Here is a 25,906-nt window from a genome sequence, read left to right as displayed (position 1 = left end):
GGCCGGATCCGGACGAAAGATCCTGACCGGTCACCGGGCCACGGCCAGACAGTAGTCCTCGTCCGTGGCGAGCAGGTTGCGATGGGTGTCCTCCGCAGTGATGACCCCGTCGTCCAGGACGAGAACACGGTCGGCGGCGTCCAGGAGGGCCGGGCTGCTGGTGAACACGACGGTGGTGCGGCCCCGGCGCAGCTTCGCGATGTTGCGCGCGATGAGCTGTTCGGTGACCGCGTCGACGGCTGTCGTCGGATCGTGCAGGACCAGGATGTCGGCGTCGGCGGCGAGGGCGCGGGCCAGGGACAGCCGTTGGCGCTGCCCCCCGGAAAGGTTCGCGCCGCGATCGCGGACGCCGTGGTCGAGCCCCTCGCGGTGGAGGGCGACGACATCGGTCAGCAGGGACGCCTCGACGGCCTCGGGAACCATCGGGCTGGTGCCGGACGGGTCGATGTTCGTACGGAGGGTGCCCGCGAAGATCTCCCCGTCGTACGGGTTCACCAGCATGTGCTCACGGACCGCCTCGACCGACAGGTCCGTGATCTCGTGCCCGCTGACCCGTACCACTCCCTCATACGCGTGGGGCGGGACGTTCACGGCCAGAATCGACGCGAAGTCGGCCGCCGCGCGCGGCTGGTAGGCGGCGATCGCCACGAACTCGCCTGCGGACACCTGGAACTTCAGCTTGCGCAGGGACCCGTACCGGACGCAGTCGATCTCAAGGTCTCCCCCTGCGGCGGGGCGCTCCTGCCCCGGGGTCGTCACCGGCGGCGCGGCCAGTACCAGTGCCATCCGTTCGGCGGACGCGCGCGCCATCATCACGTACTTCGGCATCTCCGAGAACATCTTGAGCGGTTCCATGATGAACTGCGCCAGCCCCACGGCCATGACGAGCTCCCCGATGCTGATCCGGCCGTCGAACGCCAGCCAGCCCGACGTCAGGGTCACAGCGGCGGCGAGGACCGCGTTGAGGGCCAGCGCGGTACCGGCATACGCGCCGTTCACCTTGGCGACGGTGATCGCCTGACGCTTCGCCTCCGTGCTGACCTTCCGGTAGGACAGGAACGCCGCGTGGTTGCCACCGAAGCCGTGCAGCGGGCGCAGGCCGGTGATCAGGTCGGCGACCTTCGCCCCCGCCCGCGCCACCCGGGCCTGCTGCTCCTGGGTACTGGCGCCGATCCGTTTGGACATCACGCTCAGGATCGACAGGATCGCGACGGTTCCCACGATGACCAGCAGGCCGAGCCGGAGGTCGGCCAGGCCCAGCGCGACCGCCGCGACCACCACCGCGACCAGCGAGCTGATCAGCAGCGGCACCACCTCGATGATGTCGGCTGTCTGGTCGGCGTCCTCGGTGGCGATGGTCAGCACCTCGCCGGACTTCAGGTCGACGTCCCTGGCCACGGGCTGGAGTCCGCAGGCCGCGACCCGCACCCGCCAGCGGTGCGCCTCGGTCGTGTTGGCCTGCTGCAGGACACGCATCCCGAACCGCCACGACAGCGACACCGTCGTGATGATCACGGCCAGCGCGGCGATCGACAGGCCGAGCGCGCCGAGGCTCCGGTCCTGCAACGAGTGTTCGACGATCAGGCCGAGCGCGATGGGGAAGGCGGTCTCACCGGCCTGGTACATGCCCATGAGGACCGTGCCCCGGGTCATCGCGCCGACGTTGCGACGCAGTGCGGTCCGAAGGATGTCGGCCCCCTGGCGGGGCCGCTGGGTGTCAGGAGTTGTCATCAAGGTGGCTGGCAATCGCTTCCGGGGTTCGCAGGGCTAGCAGGTCACGGATCGTGATCACGGGACCGTACTCCCGGCGGAGCAGCCCGATCAGCCGCACCGCCAGCATGGAGTGTCCTCCCAGGGACACGAAGTCGCTCACCGCGCTCACTTCGTCGTCGTCCAGGTCCAGTGCCTCGGCGAAGAACTCGCACACCACGGTCTCGGTCTCGGTCTCCGGGCCGCGCTCACCCGCCGTGGTCAGCACACCCAGCGGCTTGGCCTCCGGCAACGCCTTGGTGTCGGCCTTCCCGTTCACTGTCAGCGGGATGCTGTCGACCTGGGCGTAATGCGTCGGGCGCAGGAAGTCCGGCAGCCCGGCGCCCACTTCGGCTGCGACCGCCGCCAGGTCGGAGTCGGTGAGCACGAGATAGGCGGCCAGCCGGTACGCTCCGTCGACCTCCGGGGCGGGTTGGGCGACGGCGGCGGCGAACCGCACCGCCGGGTGCGCCGCGAACGCGGCCTCGACCTCCCCGAGCTCGACCCGGTGCCCCCGGATCTTGACCTGCTGGTCGGTGCGGCCCAGGTACGTCAGGTTCCCGTCGGGCCGGCGGACCACCAGGTCCCCGGTGCGGTACATGCGTTCACCGGGTTCACCGAACGGGCACGCGACGAACCGGTGCGCGGTCTGGGCGGGTTGCCCGAGGTAGCCGCGCGCGATGCCGATGCCCGACACGTACAGCTCACCGGGAACTCCGTCCGGCAGGGGCCGCAGCCAGGGGTCCAGCACGTACACCTCGGTGTTGTCGATCGCCACGCCCACCACCGGGTCCTGGCATTCGAAGGTGCCGACGCCGAGCGTGTTGATGGTGTACTCGGTGGGTCCGTACAGGTTGTAGCCGACCGTCCCCTCGGTCTCCGCGAGTTGCTGCCACAGCCTCGGGGTGACGGCCTCGCCGCCCAGCAGCACCAGCGCGGGCCGCCGTACGGGGTTGTCGAGCAGACCCTCGGCCACCAGTTGCTGCGCGTAGGTCGGGGTCACGTTGATGACGTCGATCCCGTGCTCGAGGCAGTACTCGACCAGACGGGGCGCGTCGCGGCGCAGCTCCTCGTCACAGATGTGCACCTCGTGGCCGTCGGCGAGCCACAGAAGCTCCTCCCACGACATGTCGAACGCGAACGACACGGTGTGCGCGATCCTGAAGACCCGGTTCTCGTGCTCCGCCAGCACCGGCTCGAAGATCCGGCGCTGATGGTTGACCAGCATGTTGGTGAGCCCTGCGTACTCGGTCACCACGCCCTTGGGCTTCCCGGTCGATCCGGAGGTGAAGATCGTGTACGCGGGGTGCCGCAGGCGGTTCGAAGCGTCCGGCGCGAACGTCACGAACGGCTCGGCCTCGGGCAGGGGACGGTCGAGCTCGATCAGGTCGCCGGTCAGGCGAGGCGACACGGCGCTCACGGTGAGGATCACCTCCGGGCGGGCCTCGGCGACGATCGCGGCGATCCGCTCGTCCGGGTGGTCGAGCTCCAGCGGCACGTATGCGGCACCGACGCGCAGGACGGCGAACAGGGCCACGATCGAGTCGAGGGAGCGTGGGATCGCGAGGCCCACGGCCATCTCCGGGCCGATGCCGCGCCGGGCGAGTACACCCGCCACCGCACGGCTGCGGTCCCGGAGTTGGGCGAAGGTCATGGTCGAGCCGTGTGCGACGAGAGCGACCCGCTGCGGGTCGCGGTCCGCCGCCCGGTCGAACCGGTCGACGACGGTGTCCGTACCGACGTCCGTGCGCTCGGCAGGCTCGGGCTCGGCCCCCGGACCCCGCAGTGCGCCTACCGGGCCGGTGGAACGGGCCAGGTCCTCGAGCACGCGAAGGTAGTCGTCGAGGAGACGGCGCGCGTTCCCGGTGTCGCCGTCGCGGTGCTCCAGCTTGACGGTGAGCCGGTCGCCGGGCGTGACGACCCAGGTGAACGGGTAATGCGTCGAGTCGTCGGCCTTCACCGAGGTGATGCCGTGCCTGGCGTTCATCTCGGCGAACGCATCCATGTCCAGGAAGTTCTGAAGCACGAACAGGTTGTCGAACAGAGTGTCGTGCCCGCTGGCCCGCTGGATCTCGCCGAGTCCCAGGTGCTCGTGCTCCATCGCCTCGACCCTGGCCGCCTGGACGGCCGACAGGTACTCACCGACCGTGTCGTCCGGCCGTGCCCGCGTCCACATGGGCACGGTGTTGAGCAGCACGCCGACGATGTCGGACAGTCCCTCGCCCTCACGGCCGGAGACGGTCACGCCGAACGCGGCGTCGCTCCGGCCCGTATGCGCTCCCAGCAGGAGACCGAACGCTCCGGTCAGCACCGAGTTCAGCGTGACGCCGTGCACCCTGGCCGCTTCCCGCAGCAGTTCCGACTGTTCGGCGGACAGCCTGTGCACGAGCGCGCGCGGCAGGTCGTCCGTGAGGGGCGGGTTGGGTCCGGCGAGGAGCGTCGGGCCGGTGAGGCCGGCCAGGTGCTCCGCCCAGAAGCGTTCGGATACGGCGGGGTTCCTGGCGTCGAGCGTCCGGGCGTAGTCCTCGAAGCCCGGCGTGACCGGGGTCGCGTCCAGCGGCTCGCCTGCGACGACTGCCTGATAGGCGTCGAACAGGTCCCGCAGCAGGATCTCGCGGGACCAGCCGTCCCACAGCAGCAGGTGGTAGCTCAGAAGCAGACCGTCGCGGCCGTCGGGCAGACGCACCACGGTCAGCCGGACCATCGGCGGCTCGTCCGGGTCGAATCCCGTGTCGCGGTCCCGGGCCCGCAGGGCTTCCACTTCCGCGTCCGTCACCGGATGGACCGTGCGGACATCGACCCGCCGGCCCGCCTTGAGGACCTGGACCGGGTTTCCGTTGTCGTCGGTGGTGAAGCCGGCGCCCACGACCGGGTGCCGTGCGATCACGTGCGCCATCGCCTCGGCCAGTGCCTCGGTGTCCAGGCGCCGGTCGAAGGTGAAGTAGCTCTGCGCGACATAGTGTCCGGCCTCGCCCGCCATCTGGGCCTGGAAGAACAGGCCCCGTTGGAGCGGGGTGACCGGTGCCGTTCGCTCGGCCGTCGCGGAGGCGTCCGCGATGTGCTCCAGTGCGCTCAACCAGTGCTCGGTCATCTCGTCGGGGATGCCGTCGGCGAGGGTGAACGCCGCGTGCAGGCTTCCGGTGGCATCGTCGATCCACGCGTTGACCTCGACGGCGTACGGACTTGCCTGCTCTCCGCCGGTCAGATGCAGCGCCTGGGACTCGCTGCCCCGGCCGAGGTAGTTGAACAGCACCTGCGGGCGGGCGTTCAGCAGGGGGGCCGTCTGCGGGTTGAGGTACCTGAGCTGGCCGTACGCGACATGCCCGCGCTCGTCCGGCTGGCGTTCGGCGACTTCGCGTGCCGCCGCGACGGGGTCGGTGTGCGCCGTGAGCCGCACGGGCGCGATGGAGGTGAACCAGCCGACCGTGCGGGTGTAGTCGTGCTGTTCCAGCACCGGGACCCGGCCGTGCCGCTCCAGCTCGATCGCGAGATCGGTGGGCGACGGCTGGACATGGGTCAGCGCGGTCCGGAGCGCGCCGCACAGCAACTCGGTGAGACCGACCCCGAGTACGGCGGGGGCGGTACGCGTCACCAAGGCGCTCACTTCGGGCGCGAGCACGACGGTGGTCTCGCGCAGCCCCTCGACCGCGGGCAGCAGCACGGGGGCCTGGAGCGTGGTGATCCAGTTCCCGAGGCCGTCGGTCACATGGACGGACCGGGAGCTCAGTGCTTCGGCGTACTCGGCATAGGACGTGGTCGGCGGCGCGAGGGTTGCCCCGCGCAGGGCGGCGGCCAGGTCGTCCAGCAGGACCAGCCAGGACACCGCGTCGACGGCTATGTGGTGCACGGTGACCACCAGGGTCCGGCTCGCCGCCAGCCAGGAGAACGCGATGACGTCCCCGGACTCGGGATCGAGGCGCCCCGCGGCTTCGTTCGCCGCGGCCGTCGCGTCGTCCGTGTCCGTCCGGACCACGGTGACCTGACGGGCGGGTTCGGTGCGCAGTGCCCACACCCCGTGCTCGATGTGCAGCCGCAGCCGGAGGGCCGGGTGCGCGGCCACGACCGCGTTCGCGGCGCGCTCGGCTTCGGCGAACCCGGTGCCCTCGGCTGCCACCAGCGTCCTTGCCTGGGCGAACCGGGCGAGCGATCCGCCCAGTTCCCGCTGGCGCAGGATCATCGGCGTCGGCGTCAGCGGGCCGTCCTCGCGGCGGACGGACTCGGGCACCGCGGTCTGCGGTGTGCGCCTCTCCAGGTGCTCGGCGAGCGCGCGCGGTGTCTTGAGGAGGAACACGTCCCGTGGCGCGATCGGCAGTCCGAGCGCTCTGGCCCGGTTGATCACGGTGATGGCGACGATGCTGTCGCCCCCGGCCATGAAGAAGTCCGTGTCACTGTCCACAGTTGCGGATCCGGGCAGCGTCTCGGTGAAGATGTCGACCAGTGCGGCGAGCACGGAATCACTCGCGGCCACCGGGGTGTCGTCCTGTGCGGCACGCTGGGTCAGGGCCTTCCGGTCCAGCTTGCCGTTGACCGTAAGCGGCAGGGAGTCGACCGGCAGGACCCGGCCCGGCACCATGTGCACGGGCAGCTTCGCCGACAGCAGGCCGGTGAGGTCGCCGGGCACCCGGCCCACGACGTGCGCGACCAGGTGGTCGCCGCCGTCCGCGGCGGTGACAGCCACATCGACGACGCCGTCGAGTTCCCTGATCGCGGACTCCACCTCGCCGAGCTCGATACGGAAACCCTTGAGCTGAACCTGGTCGTCGGCGCGGCCGGTGAACTCCAGCTCTCCGTCGAGCGTGCGGCGGGCGAGGTCGCCCGTGTGGTACATGCGGGAGCCGTCGCCGGCGAACGGGTTCGCCACGAACCGGCCCGCCGTGAGCCCCGGCCTGCCCAGGTAGCCGAGCGACACCTGGTCACCGGCGACGTAGATGGCGCCCACCCGGCCCGGCGGCACCGGCCGGAGCCGGTCGTCGAGCAGGTAGACGGCCAGGCCGGGAATCGGACCGCCGATCGGGCTGACATCTTCGCCGAAGTCCTCTTCGGTGAGCACGCGTTGGGTGACGTGGACGGTGGTCTCGGTGATGCCGTACATGTTGACCAGCTCGGGCGAACCGGTGCCGTGCCGCTCGACCCAGCCGCGCAGCCGCGCAGGATCCAGCGCTTCGCCTCCGAAGATGATCCGGCGCAGAGCGGTGGCCGGCTCGCCGGCATGCCGGTCGGCCTCGATGAACTGGTAGAACGCCGACGGGGTCTGGTTGAGCACGGTCACTCCGCGCTCGCGGACCAGCCGGTGGAAGTCGACCGGGGAGCGGGTCAGGCCGTACTCCGGCACCAGCAGTTCACCGCCGTGCGCCAGCGCCCCCCACAGCTCCCAGACCGCGAAGTCGAAGGAGTACGAGTGGAACTGGACCCACACGTCGTGCGGGCCGAAGTCCATGTCCGGCCGGGTGTTCGCGAGCAGCGTCACCACGCTGGAGTGCGGGACGACGACGCCCTTGGGCCTGCCGGTCGATCCGGACGTGTAGATCACGTACGCCGGGTCGTGCCAGCCGGCCTCGGGTCCGGCGGTGTCCTGCGGCAGCTCGTCCGCCTGCGGCAGCTCTTCTCCCTGCACGAGCACGCGGGCCGGCACGCCCGCCCGGGCCAGGAGTTCTGTGAAGCGGTCCCGCTGCTCCCGGTCCACGAGAACGACCTGCGGAGCGGCGTCGGCGAGGATGTACTCCAGCCGTTCGTCCGGGTACGCCAGGTCCAGCGGTACGTACGCGCCGCCCGCGGTGACGATCGCGACCAGGGCGACGACCTGCTCCAGGGAACGCGGGACGGCGACGGCGACACGTTTGCCCGGCCCGACACCGGCCGCTCTCAGTGCCGAGGCCAGCTCGTTCCTCGCTGCCGCCAGCTCACCGTAGGTCAGTGACCTGGTGCCGCCGTCGAGACCGCACTGGGTGACGGCGGTGGCGTCCGGAGCACGGTTCGCGGCGTCGGCGAACAGTCCGCCCAAGGTCGTCGGGGTGATCTGCGCGGGACGGCGGGCATCCTCGGGTGCCAGGTCGTCGACGGGGGCGTCCGGCCGGGTGAGCAGACCGGTGAGGGTCCGGGTGAACGTGCGCAGGACGGCCTGGGCACTCGTTTCCCGCAACAGCTCGCCGTCGTAGATCAGGTTGAAGCGCGGACGGCCGTCGAGTGCGCGCTCCACCACCAGCGTCAACGGGTAGTGCGGGGCGCCCTCGTTCACGATGTCGGTGATGACCAGCTCGTCGTCGGGCTCCCGCAGACCGTCCACATCGGTCGCTACGTCGAACACCACCAGGGTGTCGAAACGGGCTCCGGCGCCGGCCTGGCGGCCGATCCTCGCCAGCGAGACATGCTGGTGCGGCAGCACCGCGCTCTGGTGTTCCCGCACCGAGGCGAGCAGCTCGCCCGCCGTGGTGGCACCGGCCCACCGGGCGCGCACGGGAATCGTGTTGATGAACAGGCCCACCATGTCCCCGATACCAGGCACATCCGCGTCGCGCCCGGACACCGTGGAACCGAACACCACGTCCCTGCCGTGCAGGATGCCGCCCAGCGTCACCGCCCAAGCGCTGTGCACGGCCACACTCAGTGGCACGCCGGCCGACCGGACGGCCGCGTCGATGTCGAACTCCGGCTCCACAGCCGTGTCGGCGAACCGGTCGGACGGGGTGTGTCCCTCCGCGACCAGCGAGGGACCGGGCAGACCGGCGAGCTGGTCGCGCCATACGCGGTCGCTCTCGTCGCCGTCGCGTCCCGCGAGCCAGCCCACGTAGTCGGGGAAGCCGCCGATCTGGAAGACGCTCCCCGGCCGGTGGTACTCGGCCAGCAGCGTGCGGAGCATCGGCGGCACCGACCAGCCGTCGGCGATGATGTGGTGCACGGTCTGCACCAGCACGTTCCGGCCGGAGCCCGCGCGGATGAGCGTGTACCGCATCAGCGGGCCGGTGGCCAGGTCGAACCCGGCGCGGCGGTCCCGCTCGGCGTACTCGCGGATCTCGGCGCCGGTGATGCCGGGGCGGTCCGGCGTGGTGAAGGGCGCCTGAACACCGCTCTCCAGCACGGAGACCACACGGCCGTCGGCGAGGGCCACGAAACGCGCGGCCAGGTTCGGGTACAGCGTGAGCAACCGGGTGGCCGCCGCAGCGAGCCGGTCGGCGTCCACCTCGCCCTCCAGTGTCAGCAACTGCTGCTCGACGTAGCTGCCCGCCGAATCGTCGTCGAAGACCGAGTGGAAGTACAGGCCCTCCTGCAACGGGGTCAACGGCAGGATGTCCCGCAGCGCCGGGCCGTCCAGAGCGTCGACATCGGGCTGCGTGAGCGGCACCAGGCCGAAGTCACTGGGAGAGTGGCCGCCCTGGTCGAGCGCGGCCAGCCCGGCCAGGGCCACCCGCAAGTACTCGCCGACGGTGGTGATGTCCTCGTCGGTGAACATCCCGTCGGGCCAGGAGATGGTCGTGACCAGCTCGTACGCGCCGGTCGATGCGGGTTCGGCGATCGCGTTGAACTCCAGGGAACGCGGCAGGCGCATCCTCGGGTCGCGCTTCTCGCCCAACTGCCCTGTGGTGCCCGCGGGCTGCCAGTCACCGGACGCACTCGAGTCGAAGCGGCCCAGGTAGTTGAACAGCACCTGGGGTGCGGGCGCGTCGAACCCGGTGCCGCCCAGGTACCGCAGGGCACCGTAGGAAACGCCGTTGCTCGGCACCCGGGCGAGGTCTTCCTTGACCGCCTTGAGTGCGGCGGCCAGGTACTCGGGGGCCGTGGGATCGGCCGCCGCGCCGGGGTCCACGGTCACCGGGTACAGGGTGGTGAACCAGCCCACGGTCCGCGACAGTTCCGGCTCGAAGCCGGCGGCGCCCGCCACGAACCGTCCTTCGCGGCCGTGGCCCTCGAGTTCGATGTGCGCGAAGGTCTGGTCCTGCCCGAGGTCGCGACGCCACTGGGCGAGGGCGACGGCGAGCGCGGTCAGCAGTACGTCGTTGACGCCCGCGTGGAACTTCGCGGGAATCTCGCCCAGCAGCGCGGCCGTGACTTCGGGGCCGACCGAGACGGTACGGGTCCGTTCCCGGACGACGGTGTCGGCCTGGGACAGCGCCCGCCTGCCCACCGGCCGGTCCACTCCCGGCAGGGGACGCAGGAAGTAGGCGCGGTCCGTGTCGAATTCCGCACGCCCGAGCAACTCCGTCCAGCGCCTGAACGACGTGCCCACCGGGGGCAGCTCGATCGGTGCGCCCGAGGAGAGCTGCCGCCACGCCGTGGCCAGGTCCTCCATCAGGACCCGCCAGGACACGCCGTCGATCACCACATGGTGCACGACCACGACCAGTTGCCGTGCCTCTCGGCGCCAGACGGCACGCAGCATCACGCCGTTGTCCGGGTCGAGCCCGGCGGTGGCGAGCGCGACGCACGCGTCGAGCGGCCGGTCACTCTCCTGCCACCCCGCTGCGGCCCGGTCCGCCTCCGGGATGTCGAAGCTCCAGCGCTCACCGCGCACCAGCTTGGCGCGCAGCATGTCGTGCCGCCCGACCACAGCGGTGAGGATCTCGTCCAGAGCGTCCGCGGTCAGGTCCGCCGGGGTGTTCAGCACCACCGACTGCACGAACCCGTCGATCGCGTCCGTGGTCTCACCGAGCCACTGCACGATGGGCGATCCGGCGACGGAACCGGTCGCCACATCGCCGTGTTCCACCATGGACACGTCTTCACGGCTCGCCACCGCCGCCAGCGCGCCCACGACGCTGTAGGTGAAGATCTGCCGTGCCGTGACGTAGAGCCCGGCGTCGCGCAGCGCGCTCAGCAGCGAGATCGCCAGAATGCTGTCTCCGCCGAGCCGGAAGAAGTCCTGGTCGACACCGACCTCGTCCAGCCGCAGCACCGACGCGACCGCCGCGCACAGCACGCGCTCGTTCTCGGTTGCGGGCGGGACGATCACACCGGTCCCGATCACGGGCTCGGGCAACGCGCCCCGGTCGAGCTTGCCGTTCGCGGTGAGCGGGAACTCCTTCATCACGACGGTGTGGGCGGGCACCATGTACTCCACCATGTGCTCGGCAGCCCACGCCCGGACTTCGTCCGCCCGCAGGTCCTCGCTGCCGGCGGCCGGGATGACGTACCCCACGAGGTAGGTGCCGCCCGCCGCGTTCTTCTTGGCGACGACGCAGGTGTGCCGTACCCCGGGGTGCTCCGCGAGACCGACCTCGACATCCTCGATCTCCAGCCGCATACCGCGGATCTTGATCTGGTTGTCGGCCCTGCCGAGGAAGTCCAGCGAACCGTCCGGGGCGAACCGCGCGAGGTCACCGGTCCGGTACAGCCGGGACCCGTCCTGGGCGAAGGGATTCGCCACGAACCGGGACGCCGTCAGGGAGGCCGCGTTGACGTACCCACGCCCCAGGAGGAACCCTCCCACGTACAGCTCGCCGCCGACCCCGACCGGGACCGGGCGCAGCTCGTCGTCCAGTACGTACAACTGGGTGTTGGGGTTGGCCTTGCCGATCGACGTCGACAGGCGTTCCGCCGCGCCCCGGTAGATGACGTGGGAGACACCGATCGTCGTCTCGGCCGGGCCGTAGCCGTGGTACATGGGGATGTCGAGCCGGGTGCGGAACCGCTCGTACAGCTCCGGGGTCAACACCTCGCCGCCGCACCACACATGCCGCAGGCTGTCCAGCCGCCCGGAGTCGCCCGCCATCTCCAGCAGCACGTCCAGCATGGACGACACCAGGTACGTGAAGGTGACGCGCTGCTCGGCGATCACGCTCAGCAGGTGGTGCGGGTCGCGTTCGCCGCCGGGCCTCAGGACCACCAGCCTGCCGCCGCACACCAGCGGCAGGAAGATCTCGTTGATGGAGATGTCGAAGGACAACGGCGCCTTGAACAGTGACGCGTCGTCGTGGCCGAAGCCCAGGATCTCGTCGACCTGCCACAGCAGGCGCTCGCTGATCGCTTCGTGCCGGATCATCGCGCCCTTGGGCCGCCCGGTCGAACCGGACGTGAAGATCACGTACGCCAGGGCGGCGCCGGGGACGGTGACCTCGGTTCCCTCGACGGGGTAGGAAGCGAACCTCCAGTCGCCGAGGTCCACGGCCACGGCTTCCGGTTCACCCGGGTTGTGCTCGCCCGAGTCGTTGAGCTGCAGCACGACCCGGGCGTCCTCGACGACGACGCCTCGGCGTGCGTCGGGCCACTGCGGATCGAGCGGCACGAATGCACAACCCGCCTGGAGCACGCCGAGCAGCCCGATCACCATGTCGGCGGAGCGGCCCAGTGAAATACCGACGACCTGTTCGGCGGTGAGTCCGCGTTCGATCAGATGGTGGGCCAACTGGCTGGACAGTTCGGCTGCCTGACGATAAGTCAGTGACCGGTGCTCGTCGATGACGGCAACGGCGTCCGGCCTGGCCCGCGCCTGCTCGCGGAACATCTCCACGATGGTCGGGCGGACCCGGTCGGCCTCGGTGTCGTTCCACTCGGCCAGGGCCTCGATCCTCGCGGCCACACCGGACGGGCCGATGCTGCCGATGGGCCGGTCCGGGAATTCGGCAAGGTCGTCCAGAGCGAACTGCGCGTCGGACGGCAGGACATCTTCGGGGACGGCGATGCTCCGGCCGTCCGGGCCGACCTCCCAACCACCGGGCGCGGAACCGCCGTTGTCGACCCACCCGAGGACGTCGGCGAACAGGGTGCCGGGGGCGAGGTCCAAACCGTCGGGACCCAGGCCGGTGGCCCAGTACGAGAGACCGATGGCGCACGCTTCGGCGATGGTCCGGTCGGAATGGTTGCCGGTCCGCCGGCGTACGTCAGCCAGGCTCGCGGGAGACAGCAGTACGAGTCGAGCGTTCGGATCCATCATCGAAGACTCAGTGTCCCTTCCAAGGTGTGGAAGTTAGGGTACCCTAACTCAGGGTTGCCTAACTACCCTCTCGCCAGGCCTGCCACAGCCGCGCATACCGGCCGCCGAGAGCCACCAGCTCCTCGTGCGTTCCCTGCTCCACCACGCGCCCCGCGTCCAGCACGGCGATCCGGTCCGCCGCCATCGCCTGGGTCAGCCGGTGCGCCACGAACAATGTGGTCCGGCCCGAGCACGCGGCCAGCACGGCCCGCTCCAGCTCGGCGGCACCCTCACTGCCCGCCTCCGCGGTCGACTCGTCGAGCACCACCACCGGTGACCGGCCCAACACCAGCCGGGCCAGGGCGATCTGGGCGACCTTGGTGACATCCAGGCGCTCACCACCCTCTCCGACCATGGTGTGCAGCCCGTCGGGCAGCGCGTCGACCCACCCGTCGGCGCCGACGGTGCGCAACGCGCCCGTCAGCTCGGCATCGGTCGCTTCCGGCGCGGCCAGCCGCAGGTCGTCGGCGAGCGGGCCGGAGAACACGTGCGTCTCCTGCGTCAGGATGCTCACCAAAGCCCGCGCCCCTGCCTCGTCCATGCCGGCAAGGTCGTTCGAACCGACGCGCACCGACCCGGCCTGTGGGGTCCCGATGCCCGCGATCAGCGCGGCCAGGGTCGACTTGCCCGCGCCCGTCGCCCCGACCAGAGCGAGCGAACCACCGGCCGGGATCGCCAGGCTGACATCCCGTAGGACCGGGTCCTCGGTATCGGGATAGGTGAACGTCAGCCCCTCCACCGTCACCGGGTACGGCACGGCGCCCGCCGGCGCGACGGTGGCGTCGCCCACCAACCGGGCCTCCGCGGACTCCCCCAGCACCCCGACCAGCCGGGTCAGGCTGGCGCCCGACTTCTGCGCCTCGTCGAAGGTGAACATGATGGCGCCCAACGGGGTGAACAGCCGGTGGAACATCAGCGGGGCCGCCGACACCTCGCCCAGGCTGGCCATATCGGCCTCCAACAGGGCGTACCCCACCACGAGGATGAGGACCAGCCCGATGAACTCGGCGCGGTTCTCCCTGCCGACGAACCGGCCGAAGAACCGGAACACCTCGATGCCGAGATCGCGCACCCGCCAGGACTCACTCGTGACCTTCTCGCGGAAGGCGCCCTCGAGGCGGTACGCCCGGACCGTGTCGATCCCGTTCAGACCGCTGATCAACGCCTGCGCACGGTCGGCCTGGGCGGCCCGCTGCTTCCGGTAGAGCGGGGCGGACCGGGGAAGGTACCAGCGCAGGGCCAGCGCGTACGCGGGCAGCGCGCCGGCACCCGCGAGGCCGAGCCGCCAGTCCAGTCCGAACATGCCGGCCGTGGCGATGGCGACCAGCACTCCTGCCGAGAACACCGTAGGGACAGCCGTTCGGATGCCCCGGGACAGCACGGCCACATCGTCACCGACCCGGGAGAGCACGTCTCCCCGGCCGACCTGCTCGATGCGCGCGCTCGGCATTCCCAGCACCGCCCGGACGGCACCTTCCCGCAACCGCGCGAGCAGATCCGCGCCCAGCCGCCCGATCAGGTACGTCGACACCGCGGTGGCCGCCGCGCCGAACACTGCGGCGGCCACCATCAACGCCCCGATCGTGACCAGGACCGAGCGGGATTCGCCCGCGACCACCCCGTCGACCACCTGGCCGAGCAGCAGCACGGGGAGCACCTGGAGTGCCGCCCCCGCCACCGTGGTGAACACGGTGGCGGCGGTCAGCCATGGCAACTCGCGGCAGTGCGCCGCGACCCATCGGGTGCCCTCGCGTCCGGTCGCCGTGCGCAGAGTTGCCGGGGCGACGCGTGTGTCGACGGCACTCACACGCAGACCGATTCGGGCCGGGGGCTGAACAGGTTGACCACCATCTCTACTCGACCGACTTGACGAGCTCGTCGATCCCGTACGGCATGGACAGCAGGGTGCCCTGGGACAGGGCCGCACCGACCGCCGGTCCCTCACTGTCCAGCAGGTACGAGACCTTGCCGGCCTTGACCGCGGACAGGTTGTTGAACAGCTCGAACTTCTTCAGCGCTTCCGTGTCCGCCTTGTCGTTGATGACGACGATGCGGTCGACGTCGATCAGGTCGACGCGCTCGGGGGAAAGAGCGGTGGAGAACTCGCCGTTGGCGACCTTGTCGATCTCCGTCGCACCCTTGTAGCCGATGCTCGTCAGCAGCCGCCCGCGCACGTCGGTGGTGGTGAAGGCCGAGATCGAGTCCTTGTACCAGGACACCGCGACAGCGGTCTCCTTCCCGAACTGCGGGTGCCCCTCACGAGCCGTGTCGAGCTTGGCCTGGATGCCCTTGACCAGCTCGGTGCCCTCCTTCTCCTTGCCGAGCGCCTTGGCGATGTGGACCGCGTTGTCCTGCCACGGCGCGCTGAACAGCTCCTTCTCGGCCTTGGTACGGCCCACCGTAGGAGCGATCTTGGAGAGCTTGTCGTAGGCGGCCTGGTCGACCTCGGAGTAGACCGCGAGGATCAGGTCCGGCCGCAGGGAGGCGATCTTCTCGAAGTTGGGTCCCGCGTCGCCGTTCTTCATGACGACCTCGGGGCGGGCGTCGCCCCACGCGTCCTTCACCCAGGGCCACTGGGTGTTGATGTCGGGGGACCGGCCCGCCGGGTTCGGGTACTGGTCGACCATGCCGACCGGCTTGATGCCGAACGCCAGGACGGTCTGGTCGTCCGTGTAGCCGACGGTGACGACCCGCTTGGGGGCCTTGTCGATCTTCGTGGATCCGAACGCGTGCTCCACGGTGACCGGGAATGCGCCGGAGGCGGCAGCCGGAGCCTTGTCACTCGTCTTGTCCGCCGTGTCGGAACCACATCCCGCGAGAAGGCCGACGCCGAGCGTCGCGGCGGACACTACGGCCGCCAACCGCCGCCAGGACTTCGTAACCGTCGTCGTTCTATGGAGGAGCATCCGGAATCCCTTGCTTTCGCGCTGTCCGCGTGCCCCCGTCTAAGGGCAGCCAAACCTTATCCTGCAGTAGTGAGGTTAGCCTAGCCTAACCAAAGTTATTTCCCTTACCCGGACCTCAGTTGAGCTGAACGTGCGTACGCCCGATCGGAACGATGAGGGGCCGGTCGCCCACCGGGTCGTCGATCACCTTGGCGCGCAGCCCGAACGCCTCGTGCAGCAGCTCGGCGGTGATCACGTCACGCGGGTGCCCCTGCGCGAGGATCGACCCCGCCTTCATCACGATGAGGTTGTCGCTGTAGCGCGTGGCCAGGTTGAGGTCGTGCAGGACCATGACCACCGTGCATCCCGACTCGTGCAGATCGTCCACGAGGTCGAGCACGTCGATCGCGTGCGCCAGGTCCAGGTAGGTGGTCGGCTCGTCCAGCAGCAGCAGGTCGGTGCCCTGAGCCAGGGTCATCGATATCCACACGCGCTGACGCTGTCCGCCGGACAGTGAGTCGACCGGGCGGTCGGCCAGTTCGGACACCCCGGTCATGGCCAGTGCCCGCTCCACGACATCGGCGTCGTCCGACGACCACTGCCGCAGCCAACTCTGGTGCGGATGACGCCCCCTGGCGACCAGATCGGCCACGGTCAGCCCCTCCGGCGCGACCGGCGCCTGCGGCAGCAGTCCGAGCTTCTTCGCCACGTCCCTGGACCTGAGTTTGACGATGTCCTCACCGTCCAGCACGACCGTCCCCCTGGCCGGCTTGAGCAGCCGCGTCAGGGTGCGCAACAGGGTCGACTTCCCACACCCGTTGGGGCCGATGATCGTGGTGATCACGCCCGGCGGGATCGCCACGTCGAGATCGTCGATGACGGTCCGGCTGCCGTACCCGACCGTGACGCCCCTGGCTGCCAGCCGTGCGCCGTCTTCGACGCCGGACTCGATCTCGGTGATGTATTGAGCGGCCACAAGCCCCCCTCTAGTCAAGATTGTCTGGATTGCCGAAGCCTTTGAATGATCTATCTGAGGTTCGCCCGCACCAGCAGGTATACGAGGAAGGGGCCGCCGATCGCGGCGGTGACCACGCCGACGGGGAGAGTGATCGGCAGTGCTGTGCGTGCAACCAGGTCCGCACCGATGAGCAGCAGCGCTCCCACCATGCCGGAAGCCACCATCGGCGGGGTCGGGCACTTCGCCAGACGCATCGCCACCTGCGGCGCCACCAGCGCGACGAACGGGACCGGACCCGCCGCGCTCACCGCCACAGCGGCCAGCAGTACCGCACACAGGAGCATGACCGCCCGCACCATCGAGTACCGGACGCCCAGGCCCGCGGCGACCTCGTCGCCGAGGTGCATCGGCTTGAACTGGAACGCGACACATGCCACGACGGCCATGAGGACGAGCGTGCCCCAGAGGGCCACTTCGACCTCGCCCCAGGACCGGTTGTCCAGCGAGCCGACCAGCCACGTCTGGGCCCGCGCCACGTCCCTGATGTCGGCCGAGACCAGCAGCCAGGTCGTGATCGCCTCCATCGCGGCGCTCACCGAGATGCCGATGAGGATGAGCCGGAAGCCGTCGATCCCGCGCCGCCACGCCAGGAAGTACACCAGCAGACCGGTACCGAGGCCGCCCGCGAGCGCCGCAGCGGACAGGCCCACGGAGCTGACGACCGTCGCGGCGGCCCCGCCCGACACGGTCACCAGGAACACCGCCACCGCGCTGGCGCCCCCGGTGATCCCCAGAATGTCCGGGCTGGCCAGCGGATTGCGCGCGATGGACTGCGTGATCGCCCCGGACACTCCCAGCGCGATCCCCACGACCAGCCCGGCCAGGGCGCGCGGCATCCGCAGATCCATGATCACGAACTCGTCGAACTGCTCGCCCCTGCCGAGGATCGTGGCGATCACCCGGGACAGGCCGATGGGGAAGTCCCCGATGCTGACGGACAGACAGAACGCCAAGGAGGTCGCCGCCATCAGCAGCAGCGTGACGCATACGGGCCAGGGCCGCCATACGAACGACACGTGGCCGAGGCGCACGCCCGGCGCCACCGACGGCTTCACATCTGTCCTGTTCATGCGTTCCTGAACTTTCCTCGCCACACCAGAGCCGCGAAGAACGGGGCGCCGAGGAGGGCGACGACGACACCTGCGTCCAACTCCCCCGGCCGCACCACCAGTCGGCCCACGATGTCACAGACCAGGAGGACGACGGCTCCGAGCAGAGCCGCGTACGGCACCAGCCATCGATAGTCCGGGCCGGTCAGATACCGGGCCACATGGGCCACCATGAGCCCGAGAAACGCGATGGGTCCGCACGCTGCCGTCGCCGCACCCGCCAGCAGGGTGATCGCGACGATGCCGACGGTCCGGCTCAGCACAATGTTCACCCCCAGCCCCCGCGCCACGTCGTCGCCCAGGTTGAGCAGGTTGAGGGTGGGCAGCTGGGTCAGTGCCAGCACCAGCCCGACCGCGATGAACGCGGTCACCGGCCAGATGACGTCGAATCCGACACCGTCCACGGAGCCCGCGTTCCAGAACCGCAGCGCGTTCAGCGACTCCTTGTCCGACAGCGCGACTGCCGTGGTCATCGCCGCCAGGAACACCGTGACCCCTTGCCCGGCCAGTGCGAGCGTCAGCGGGTTTCCGGCCCCCCGGCCGATGCTCGCCAGCCCGAACACGACGACACCGGCGACCGCCGCGCCCAGGAAGGCGAACCAGACATACTGGAACGGATCGGCGAACCCGAACACGGCGATCGCCGTCACCACGGCGAACGAGGCGCCGGAGTTCACCCCCAGCAGGCCGGTGTCCGCGATCGGGTTGCGCGTGTACCCCTGGATCAAAGCCCCGCCGACCCCCAGGGCGACGCCCGCCACGATCGCGAGCGCCGTCCGGGGCACCCGCACGGTCTGCACGATGAGCCTGATCTCGGTGAGCCGCTGGTCGGAGTCCGGCGCGGCGAACAGCCCGTGCCACACCTCGGCAGGGCTCAACGCCCGCGCACCGACGGCCAACGACATCGCCCCTGCGATCAGGAGGATCACCACAAGCGTGCCCAAACCCACAACCCGCCGTCGGCGGGCTTCCGTTGTTCCCCTGGGCGCGGGGCGCTCCACTGCAGTCGTGCTCATGTCGACGTACGCTATCCCTTTGATCCACTGGCGAGGCACGGTAATCGGGCACCCCACGACGGGGTGCGCCCACAGCGTCGCCTCGACCCTGGTCCCCTCGACCGCGGACTAGCGGACTGTGCTCCCGGCTCCGTCGGCGACCGGCCGGGCCTCGTCGGAAGCGGACTTGACGCCCCGGTCGAGCAGCGAGTCCAGGATCTCGCCGACCCGGATCGCGGTGTTGGACAGCAGGGACGAGGTGATGCCGTGCGTGTGCTCCGTGCCGCCCTGCAGATAGATACCGCAACGCAGGTCGGAGTCTGTCGCTATGCGGTAGTCGCGCTCGACGCGGACACGGCCCTCGTCGTCACGCAGGCAGCGGTCCGCGACCTGACCGAGGAGGCCGAGGGGGTCGACGGGGCTGTAGCCGGTGGCGAAGACCACGACGTCGGCGTCCAGCGCGGTCTCCTCACCCGTGACGAGGGACTTCACGTCGGCCTGGACCTTCTCCGACGTCTCCTCGACACCGACGAGCCGGGACACGTTGAGGAAGCGCAGCCGCTCGATGCCGAGGACCTTCTCCTGGTACGCCTGTCGGTACAGGTCGTCGATGAGGTCCATGTCCACCACGGCGTAGTTGGTGTTGCCGTGATAGGCCATCAGCTTGCGCTTGGTCTCGTCGGGCGCCGTGAAGTACTGGTCGACCGCCTCCGGGTCGAAGATCCGGTTGGCGAAGCTGCTGTCGTCGGCGGGGCTGTAGCCGTAGCGCGAGAAGACCGCGCAGATCTCGGCCTCGGGGAAGAGCCGGTGCAGGTACTGGACGTTCTCGGCGGCGCTCTGCCCGGCGCCCACGACGACGAACCGAGAGGGCGATGTGCCCTCCAGCCCTGCGACCTTCGACAGCAGTTCGGAGTTGTGCCAGACGCGGTCGCCGCGCTCCACACCCTCCGGCATGAGGGGACGCAGCCCGGTGCCGATGACGAGGTTACGGGCCCGGTGGACCTCCAGCCCCTCCCCCGACCGCACCGTCACGTCCATGTACTCCACGGCACCGTCACGGACGACAGGTGAGACGCCGACGACCTCGTGGCCGTAGGAGACCATGTCGTCGACCTGGGCCGCGGCCCACTCGAAGTAGTCGTGGAACTCCACCCGCAGCGGGAAGAGGTTCTTGTGGTTGATGAAGTCGACCAGCCGTCCCTTGCTCTTCAGGTAGCAGAGGAAGCTGAACTCACTGGTCGGGTTCCGGAGTGTCACCAGGTCCTTGAGGAAGGACACCTGCATGGTCGCGTCGTCGATCAGCATGCCGCGGTGCCAGCCGAAGCGTGGCTGCTGCTCGAAGAAGTGAGCGGTGACCGCCTCCTGCGAGCCGGTGCGTGCGTTGTGCTCGCTGATCGCGATCGCCATGGCCACATTGGACGGGCCGAAGCCGATACCAATGAGGTCGTGGACCGGTGTTACGTCGCCAGGATGAACCTGTGACATGTCACTCCCATCGTGCGGGGAAGTCGCCTGTCAGGCGTGGGGGAAGGTACGGGATGTGAGCACGCCGACAGAGCGGCCCGCTGGAATTTAGGTAAGCCTAAGCTAATCTTGTGAAGCTGTCGATAGGGCAGATCGCACAGGGGGCCGCCAGGGCCCCCGCCAACTGCGGTTTCACACCTTCTCGTTGCATACTAAGGTAAGGCTTGCTTTACTTACCACCGACCATTCCCTGCTCTGAGGAGGAACCCCATGCGGGTTGTCATGTTCGGATACCAGACCTGGGGGCACCGCACCCTGCAAGCCCTCCTGGACTCCGAACACGACGTGGCACTGGTCGTGACGCACCCCAGGAGCGAGCACGCGTACGAGAAGATCTGGAGCGACTCGGTCGCCGACCTCGCCGAGGAGCACGGCGTTCCGGTCCTGATCCGCAACCGCCCTGACGACGAGGAACTGTTCGAGCGGCTCAAGGAGGCCGACCCGGACATCATCGTGGCCAACAACTGGCGCACCTGGATCCCCCCGCGCATCTTCGGCCTCCCCCGGCACGGCACGCTGAACGTCCACGACTCGCTGCTGCCGAAGTACGCCGGTTTCTCCCCGCTGATCTGGGCCCTCATCAACGGCGAGCCCGAAGTGGGTGTCACCGCGCACATGATGGACGACGAGCTGGACGCCGGGGACATCGTCCGCCAGGAGGCGGTTCCCGTCGGGCCGACGGACACCGCCACCGACCTGTTCCACAAGACCGTCGACCTCATCGCTCCGGTCACCACGGGCGCCCTCGCTCTGATCGCGTCCGGGCAGACGGAGTTCACCAAGCAGGACCGCTCCCGGGCGACCTTCTTCCACAAGCGCTCCGCCGAGGACATCCGGATCGACTGGAACTGGCCGGCCGAGGACCTCGAACGCCTGGTCCGCGCCCAGTCCGAGCCGTACCCCAGCGCCTTCGCCTTCCACAAGGGCAAGCGGCTCGAGGTCCTCGCCGCAGTGGTGTCCCAGGGCCTCTACGGCGGTACGCCCGGCCGTATCTTCTACCGCGAGGGCGACGGCGTGGTGATCGTGGCCGGAGCCGACGCCCGCACGGGCCGCAACCACGGTCTGGCCGTCACACGCGTACGGACCGAGGACGGCCGCGAGATACCCGCGACGGAGTACTTCACCTCCATGGGCGGCTATCTGACCAGCCGCCCCTGACGCTCCGGCCCCACCGCAGTCCCGTCGGCCGGGGCGGGATGCCACCACCGTACGGACGCTTTCGTCTTCGCACCGCGGACGAGGACAAGCAGGGCAGCTTTCACGGGGGTGGGTTTTCCGCGGCAGCGGGTGGCGTATGCGGGTACACCGCATGCCGCCGAGAAACCTGACCGCACCTCTCCGTTCCGGCGCAGAGTGCAGCGGAAGAGGCGGGCGCGGCATTCACGATCGTGCGGCCGGTCAAGCGCTCAAGGGGACGGGGAGCCGACGGGTGCGTCGGCTCCCCGTCCGCTGTGTGCACTTTCGAGTGAAATACCAGGGTGTTCCGGGCGAGTACGTCCCGGTGAGCAAGAATCCACGCTCACGCTCGTCCGGGACGTACCGCAGCCACCGGGAGAGACCGCCGTGCACATCCTGCTTCTCGCGAGTGCCTTCAACAGCCTCACGCAACGTGTTCGGGCCGAGCTCAGGGACCACGGGCACTCCGTGGCCGTGCAGCTCGTGCACGAGGACGGCCCCGTCCGGGAGGCCGTGCACCGGGAGTCCCCGGACCTCGTCGTAGCGCCGTACCTCACGACCGCGATTCCGAAGGACGTGTGGTCGGTCCACACCTGTCTCATCGTCCATCCGGGGCCCGTCGGCGACCGCGGGCCCTCCTCCCTCGACTGGGCCGTCCACGAAGGGGCGGACAGGTGGGGCGTCACGGTCCTGCAGGCGAACGCGGAGATGGACGCGGGCGACGTATGGGCGTCCGTGTCCTGCCTGCTGCCCCCGGTCGGCAAGAGCGACCTGTACCGCAACGAGGTCTCGGACGCCGCCGTGAAGGCGGTGCTCCTGGCGGTCGGGCGCTTCGCGTCCGGGACGTACACCCCGAAGCCGCAGACCTCCGACGCCGGCGAGGGTTGCCGCCCCCTGTTCCGCCAGTCGCTGCGCCGCATCGACTGGCAGTCGGACTCCACCGCAACGGTGGTCCGCAAGCTCAGGACGGCGGACTCCCAACCCGGCGTGCTCGACGAACTGCTGGGCGGCGAGTGGTTCCTGCACGGCGGGCATCCCGAGCCCCGGCTGAGCGGTCGTCCGGGGGAACTGGTGGCCACCCGGGACGGCGCGATCTGCCGGGCGACCACCGATGGCGCGGTGTGGATCCCCGAGCTGCGGCCCCGGCGGGCGCCGGGCGGTCCGGCCACCTTCAAGCTCCCCGCCACCACGGCGCTGGCAGGGCGGCTGTCCGCCGTGCCGGAGCAGCCGGCGCCGCTGCACAGGACCGGGCACGAGGACACCTGGTCCGAGATCGGCTATCGGGAGGAGGCCGGGACCGGCTTCCTGTCGTTCTCGTTCCGCGGCGGCGCAATGAGCACGGAGCAGTGCCAACGCCTGCTGAGCGCCTACCGGTTCGCCTGCTCCCGGCCCACATCGGTGCTGGTCCTCGGCGGCGGCCGGGACTTCTTCTCCAATGGCATCCACCTCAACGTGATCGAGGCGGCGGCCGATCCGGGCGCGGAGTCCTGGGCCAACATCAATGCCATGGACGACCTGGTGGAAGCGGTGCTGACCACCACGGACCGGCTCGTCGTCTCCGCCCTGGCCGGGAACGCCGCGGCGGGCGGGGTGATGCTGGCCCTCGCCGCAGACGAGGTGTGGTGCAGGGCGGGCGCGGTACTCAATCCGCACTACCGCCTGATGGGGCTGTACGGATCGGAGTACTGGACGTACACCCTGCCGCGGCGGGTGGGTGCGGCGGCCGGCCGGCTCATGCAGGACGCCCTGCCGGTCAGCTCCGTGGCGGCCCAGCGGCTCGGGCTGATCGACAGGAGGATCGACTGCGCCCCCCGGTCGTTCGACGCCGAGGTCGGCGCCCTGGCGACCCGCCTGGCCGCACTGCCCGCGACGCAGTCCCGTATCAACGTGAAGAAGGCGGAGCGGGACCGCGTCGACCTCGCCCCGTACCGTGAGGCGGAACTCGCCCGCATGCACCGCATCTTCGCGGACCCGCACCACCCCTACCACGGGCTGCGCCGGGCCTTCGTCCGCAAGGAACGCCCCGCGTCCGTCGCCGCGGACCAGCACCCCCCACGTCCCCGGGGCTGACCGCGGTCCGGCGACGGAGCGGCTACCGCTGCTGCGCCAGCCAGTCGTACCAGTGGGCCAGGCCCTCGCCGGTGGTCGCGGAAACCGTCAGCACGCGCACGTCCGGATTCACCGAGCGCGCGTGCTGCACGCACCGCTCGACGTCGAAGTCGACGTAGGGCAGCAGATCGGACTTGTTGATCAGGATCAGGTCGGCGGCGGCGAACATGTACGGATACTTCAGCGGCTTGTCCGTGCCCTCGGTGACCGAGATGATCACGACCTTGGTGCGCTCCCCCAGGTCGAATAGGGCGGGGCACACCAGGTTCCCCACGTTCTCGACCATGAGCAGCGAGCCCTCGGCCGGGGACAGCGCCGTGAGGGCGTCCTGCATCATCTCCGCGTCGAGGTGGCACCCCGCCCCGGTGTTCACCTGCACCACGGCGCAGCCCGTGCGCCTGATCCGGTCGGCGTCGATCCTGGTCTCCTGATCGCCCTCGACGACCGCCACCGGCCGACGGCCACGGAGATCGGTGATGGTGCGTTCGAGCAGGGTGGTCTTGCCGGCGCCGGGTGAGCTCATCACGTTCACGGCCACGACGCCGCGGTCGGTCATCCACGTCCGGTTGCGGGCCGCGAGGAGGTCGTTCTTGGCGAGTACCTTCTGCTCGATGGTGACGGTCTCGCCGACGCCGTTCGGCTGAAGATGCTCGCGCGGATGAGGGTGCGGATGAGGATGCCCGTGGTCCGGTGCATCATCCTCCCGCAGCATCACGATCCTGGTCCCGCCGGACTCCTCGGAACAGCCGCAGGTTCCGCACATGGTTCAGCCCACTTTCATGGAGACGATCTGCAGTTCCCGTCCCGATGTGATCTCCACATCCGCGCTGCCGCAGGGACACAGCAGAATCAGGTCGGTCAGGGCGAATTCGACGGCACAGGTGCGGCAGCGGCCGGCGCCGGGCGGCTGGTCGATCTCCAGTTGCGCTCCCTCGGCTGCCGTTCCCTCCGTGACCAGGCCGAAGCAGAACCGCATCGACTCGGGCACCACGGCTGTGAGCACACCGACGCGGACACGGACCGAGCGGACCGGACGCCCCGCGGCGCGTTCGCACACCGAGTCGACGACGCTCTGTGTGATGGCCAGCTCGTGCACCGATGCCTCGTCCTTCCACGGGTGGCTCCGACCGTAGGGCCACGAAGGGGCCGTGGCGCCGTCCGACCGGACCGGTCCCCCGGCCGGATCACCCGAGCGGCCCACCGCATACGGTCATTCGGCCCCGGGGATGAGGCGGGTGCGACGGATTCTCCGTGTTGCCGATGCACCCGGATCGAGGCGTGATGGTAGCAATGTGCGCATACCCATCCATGGGGCCGATGGCCGGTGGGCCGTCATCCTGAAAGGCGGCACTGCCATGCCGACAGAGGAAGCGGTAAAGGCTGAGGACACACTGATCCACGTGCTGTGGATCAACGCGGGGCTGAGCTGCGACGGCGATTCCGTCTCGCTGACCGCCGCCACTCAGCCGAGCATCGAGGAGATCGCGCTCGGTGCTCTCCCGGGACTTCCGAAGGTCGCCGTCCACTGGCCGCTCATCGATTTCGAGTGCGGGCCCAACGGTGGCGCGGACGATTTCCTCGAATGGTTCTTCAAGGCAGACCGTGGAGAACTGGAACCGTTCGTCCTGGTGGTCGAGGGATCCATTCCGAACGAGAAGCTGCACGACGACGGGTACTGGTGCGGATTCGGAAACGATCCCGCCACCGGCCAGCCGATGACCACCAGCGAGTGGCTCGACCGGCTGGCCCCGAAGGCGACGGCGGTCGTCGCGGTCGGCACCTGCGCGACGTACGGCGGCATCCATGCCATGGCGGGTAACCCGACCGGTGCCATGGGGGTCCCCGACTACCTGGGCTGGGAGTGGAAGTCCAAGGCCGGGATCCCGATCGTGTGCGTCCCCGGCTGCCCGATCCAGCCGGACAACCTGTCGGAGACGCTCACCTACCTGCTCTACATGGCCACCGACCAGGCACCGATGATCCCACTCGACGACGCGCTGCGGCCGACGTGGCTGTTCGGGTCGACGGTCCACGAGGGCTGCGACCGGGCCGGGTACTACGAGCAGGCCGACTTCGCGACGGAGTACGGCTCGCCGAAGTGCATCGTCAAGCTGGGCTGCTGGGGCCCCACGGTCAAGTGCAACGTGCCCAAGCGCGGCTGGATGAACGGCATCGGCGGCTGCCCCAACGTCGGTGGAATCTGCATCGGCTGCACCATGCCCGGGTTCCCGGACAAGTTCATGCCGTTCATGGACGAACCCCCCGGCGGAAAGCTCTCGACCAACGCGGTCGGACTGTACGGGTCGACGATGCGGCGCCTGCGCCACATCACCACCCACACCCTGGACCGCGAACCGAAATGGCGTAAGCCTGGCAGGGAACTCAAGTCCGGCGCCACACGCACCTGGTAAGTGACCGCGTAATCACCGCAACGGACA

At 69.7% G+C, this 25,906-nt stretch carries 13 protein-coding genes; 3 read left to right on the top strand and 10 right to left on the bottom strand.

What is annotated here, in order from left to right; genetic code table 11:
* Positions 1-30: 30 nt before the first annotated feature.
* The 8 genes from ACFWBQ_RS25375 to ACFWBQ_RS25340 form a co-directional block, all read right to left on the bottom strand.
* Entirely contained in the window at positions 31-1,731 is a 1,701-nt protein-coding gene (locus ACFWBQ_RS25375; protein ID WP_385496159.1) for an ABC transporter transmembrane domain-containing protein, read from the bottom strand.
* Positions 1,718-12,613, bottom strand: coding sequence for an amino acid adenylation domain-containing protein (locus ACFWBQ_RS25370; RefSeq protein ID WP_385496111.1), 10,896 nt, complete (start codon positions 12,611-12,613; stop codon positions 1,718-1,720). The genes ACFWBQ_RS25375 and ACFWBQ_RS25370 overlap by 14 nt, the downstream gene beginning before the upstream one ends.
* Positions 12,614-12,671: 58 nt before the next feature.
* A complete protein-coding gene (locus ACFWBQ_RS25365) occupies positions 12,672-14,459 on the bottom strand; it encodes an ABC transporter ATP-binding protein (RefSeq protein WP_385496065.1) in 1,788 nt (595 codons plus the stop codon).
* 46 nt (positions 14,460-14,505) lie between these two features.
* Positions 14,506-15,558: an iron-siderophore ABC transporter substrate-binding protein gene (locus tag ACFWBQ_RS25360; protein WP_385495987.1), complete on the bottom strand. Its 1,053-nt coding sequence runs from the start codon at positions 15,556-15,558 to the stop codon at positions 14,506-14,508.
* Between the two features lie 115 nt (positions 15,559-15,673).
* A complete protein-coding gene (locus ACFWBQ_RS25355; protein WP_385495947.1) occupies positions 15,674-16,513 on the bottom strand; it encodes an ABC transporter ATP-binding protein in 840 nt (279 codons plus the stop codon).
* 50 nt (positions 16,514-16,563) lie between these two features.
* Positions 16,564-17,625, bottom strand: coding sequence for a FecCD family ABC transporter permease (locus ACFWBQ_RS25350; RefSeq protein WP_385495905.1), 1,062 nt, complete (start codon positions 17,623-17,625; stop codon positions 16,564-16,566).
* On the bottom strand, positions 17,622-18,680 hold the full coding sequence (locus tag ACFWBQ_RS25345; RefSeq protein ID WP_385495857.1) for a FecCD family ABC transporter permease: 1,059 nt from the start codon (positions 18,678-18,680) through the stop codon (positions 17,622-17,624). Before ACFWBQ_RS25345 ends, ACFWBQ_RS25350 begins: the two co-directional genes overlap by 4 nt.
* Positions 18,681-18,788: 108 nt before the next feature.
* Positions 18,789-20,144 (bottom strand): lysine N(6)-hydroxylase/L-ornithine N(5)-oxygenase family protein, encoded by a 1,356-nt coding sequence (locus ACFWBQ_RS25340; protein ID WP_385495779.1) that lies wholly within the window; start codon positions 20,142-20,144, stop codon positions 18,789-18,791.
* A 249-nt stretch (positions 20,145-20,393) separates the two neighbouring features.
* On the opposite strand from ACFWBQ_RS25340, the gene ACFWBQ_RS25335 reads away from it, so the two are divergent.
* Complete coding sequence (locus ACFWBQ_RS25335) at positions 20,394-21,341, top strand: methionyl-tRNA formyltransferase (protein ID WP_385495743.1); 948 nt, start codon at positions 20,394-20,396, stop codon at positions 21,339-21,341.
* A 405-nt stretch (positions 21,342-21,746) separates the two neighbouring features.
* On the top strand, positions 21,747-23,429 hold the full coding sequence (locus ACFWBQ_RS25330) for a hydrogenase maturation protein (protein ID WP_385495707.1): 1,683 nt from the start codon (positions 21,747-21,749) through the stop codon (positions 23,427-23,429).
* Between the two features lie 22 nt (positions 23,430-23,451).
* On the opposite strand, the gene hypB is transcribed toward ACFWBQ_RS25330, so the two are convergent.
* Complete coding sequence (hypB, locus tag ACFWBQ_RS25325) at positions 23,452-24,180, bottom strand: hydrogenase nickel incorporation protein HypB (protein WP_385495667.1); 729 nt, start codon at positions 24,178-24,180, stop codon at positions 23,452-23,454.
* 54 nt (positions 24,181-24,234) lie between these two features.
* A complete protein-coding gene (locus ACFWBQ_RS25320; RefSeq protein ID WP_385495609.1) occupies positions 24,235-24,564 on the bottom strand; it encodes a hydrogenase maturation nickel metallochaperone HypA in 330 nt (109 codons plus the stop codon).
* Positions 24,565-24,823: 259 nt separating this feature from the next.
* Here ACFWBQ_RS25320 and ACFWBQ_RS25315 point away from each other — a divergent pair, with 259 nt between their 5' ends.
* Positions 24,824-25,879: a hydrogenase expression protein HypE gene (locus ACFWBQ_RS25315; RefSeq protein ID WP_385495552.1), complete on the top strand. Its 1,056-nt coding sequence runs from the start codon at positions 24,824-24,826 to the stop codon at positions 25,877-25,879.
* The last annotated feature ends 27 nt before the right edge of the window (positions 25,880-25,906 follow it).

Source organism: Streptomyces sp. NPDC060035 (assembly GCF_042736635.1).
Taxonomy (GTDB): Bacteria; Actinomycetota; Actinomycetes; order Streptomycetales; family Streptomycetaceae; genus Streptomyces.
This window is presented reverse-complemented; position numbering and strand designations above follow the sequence as displayed.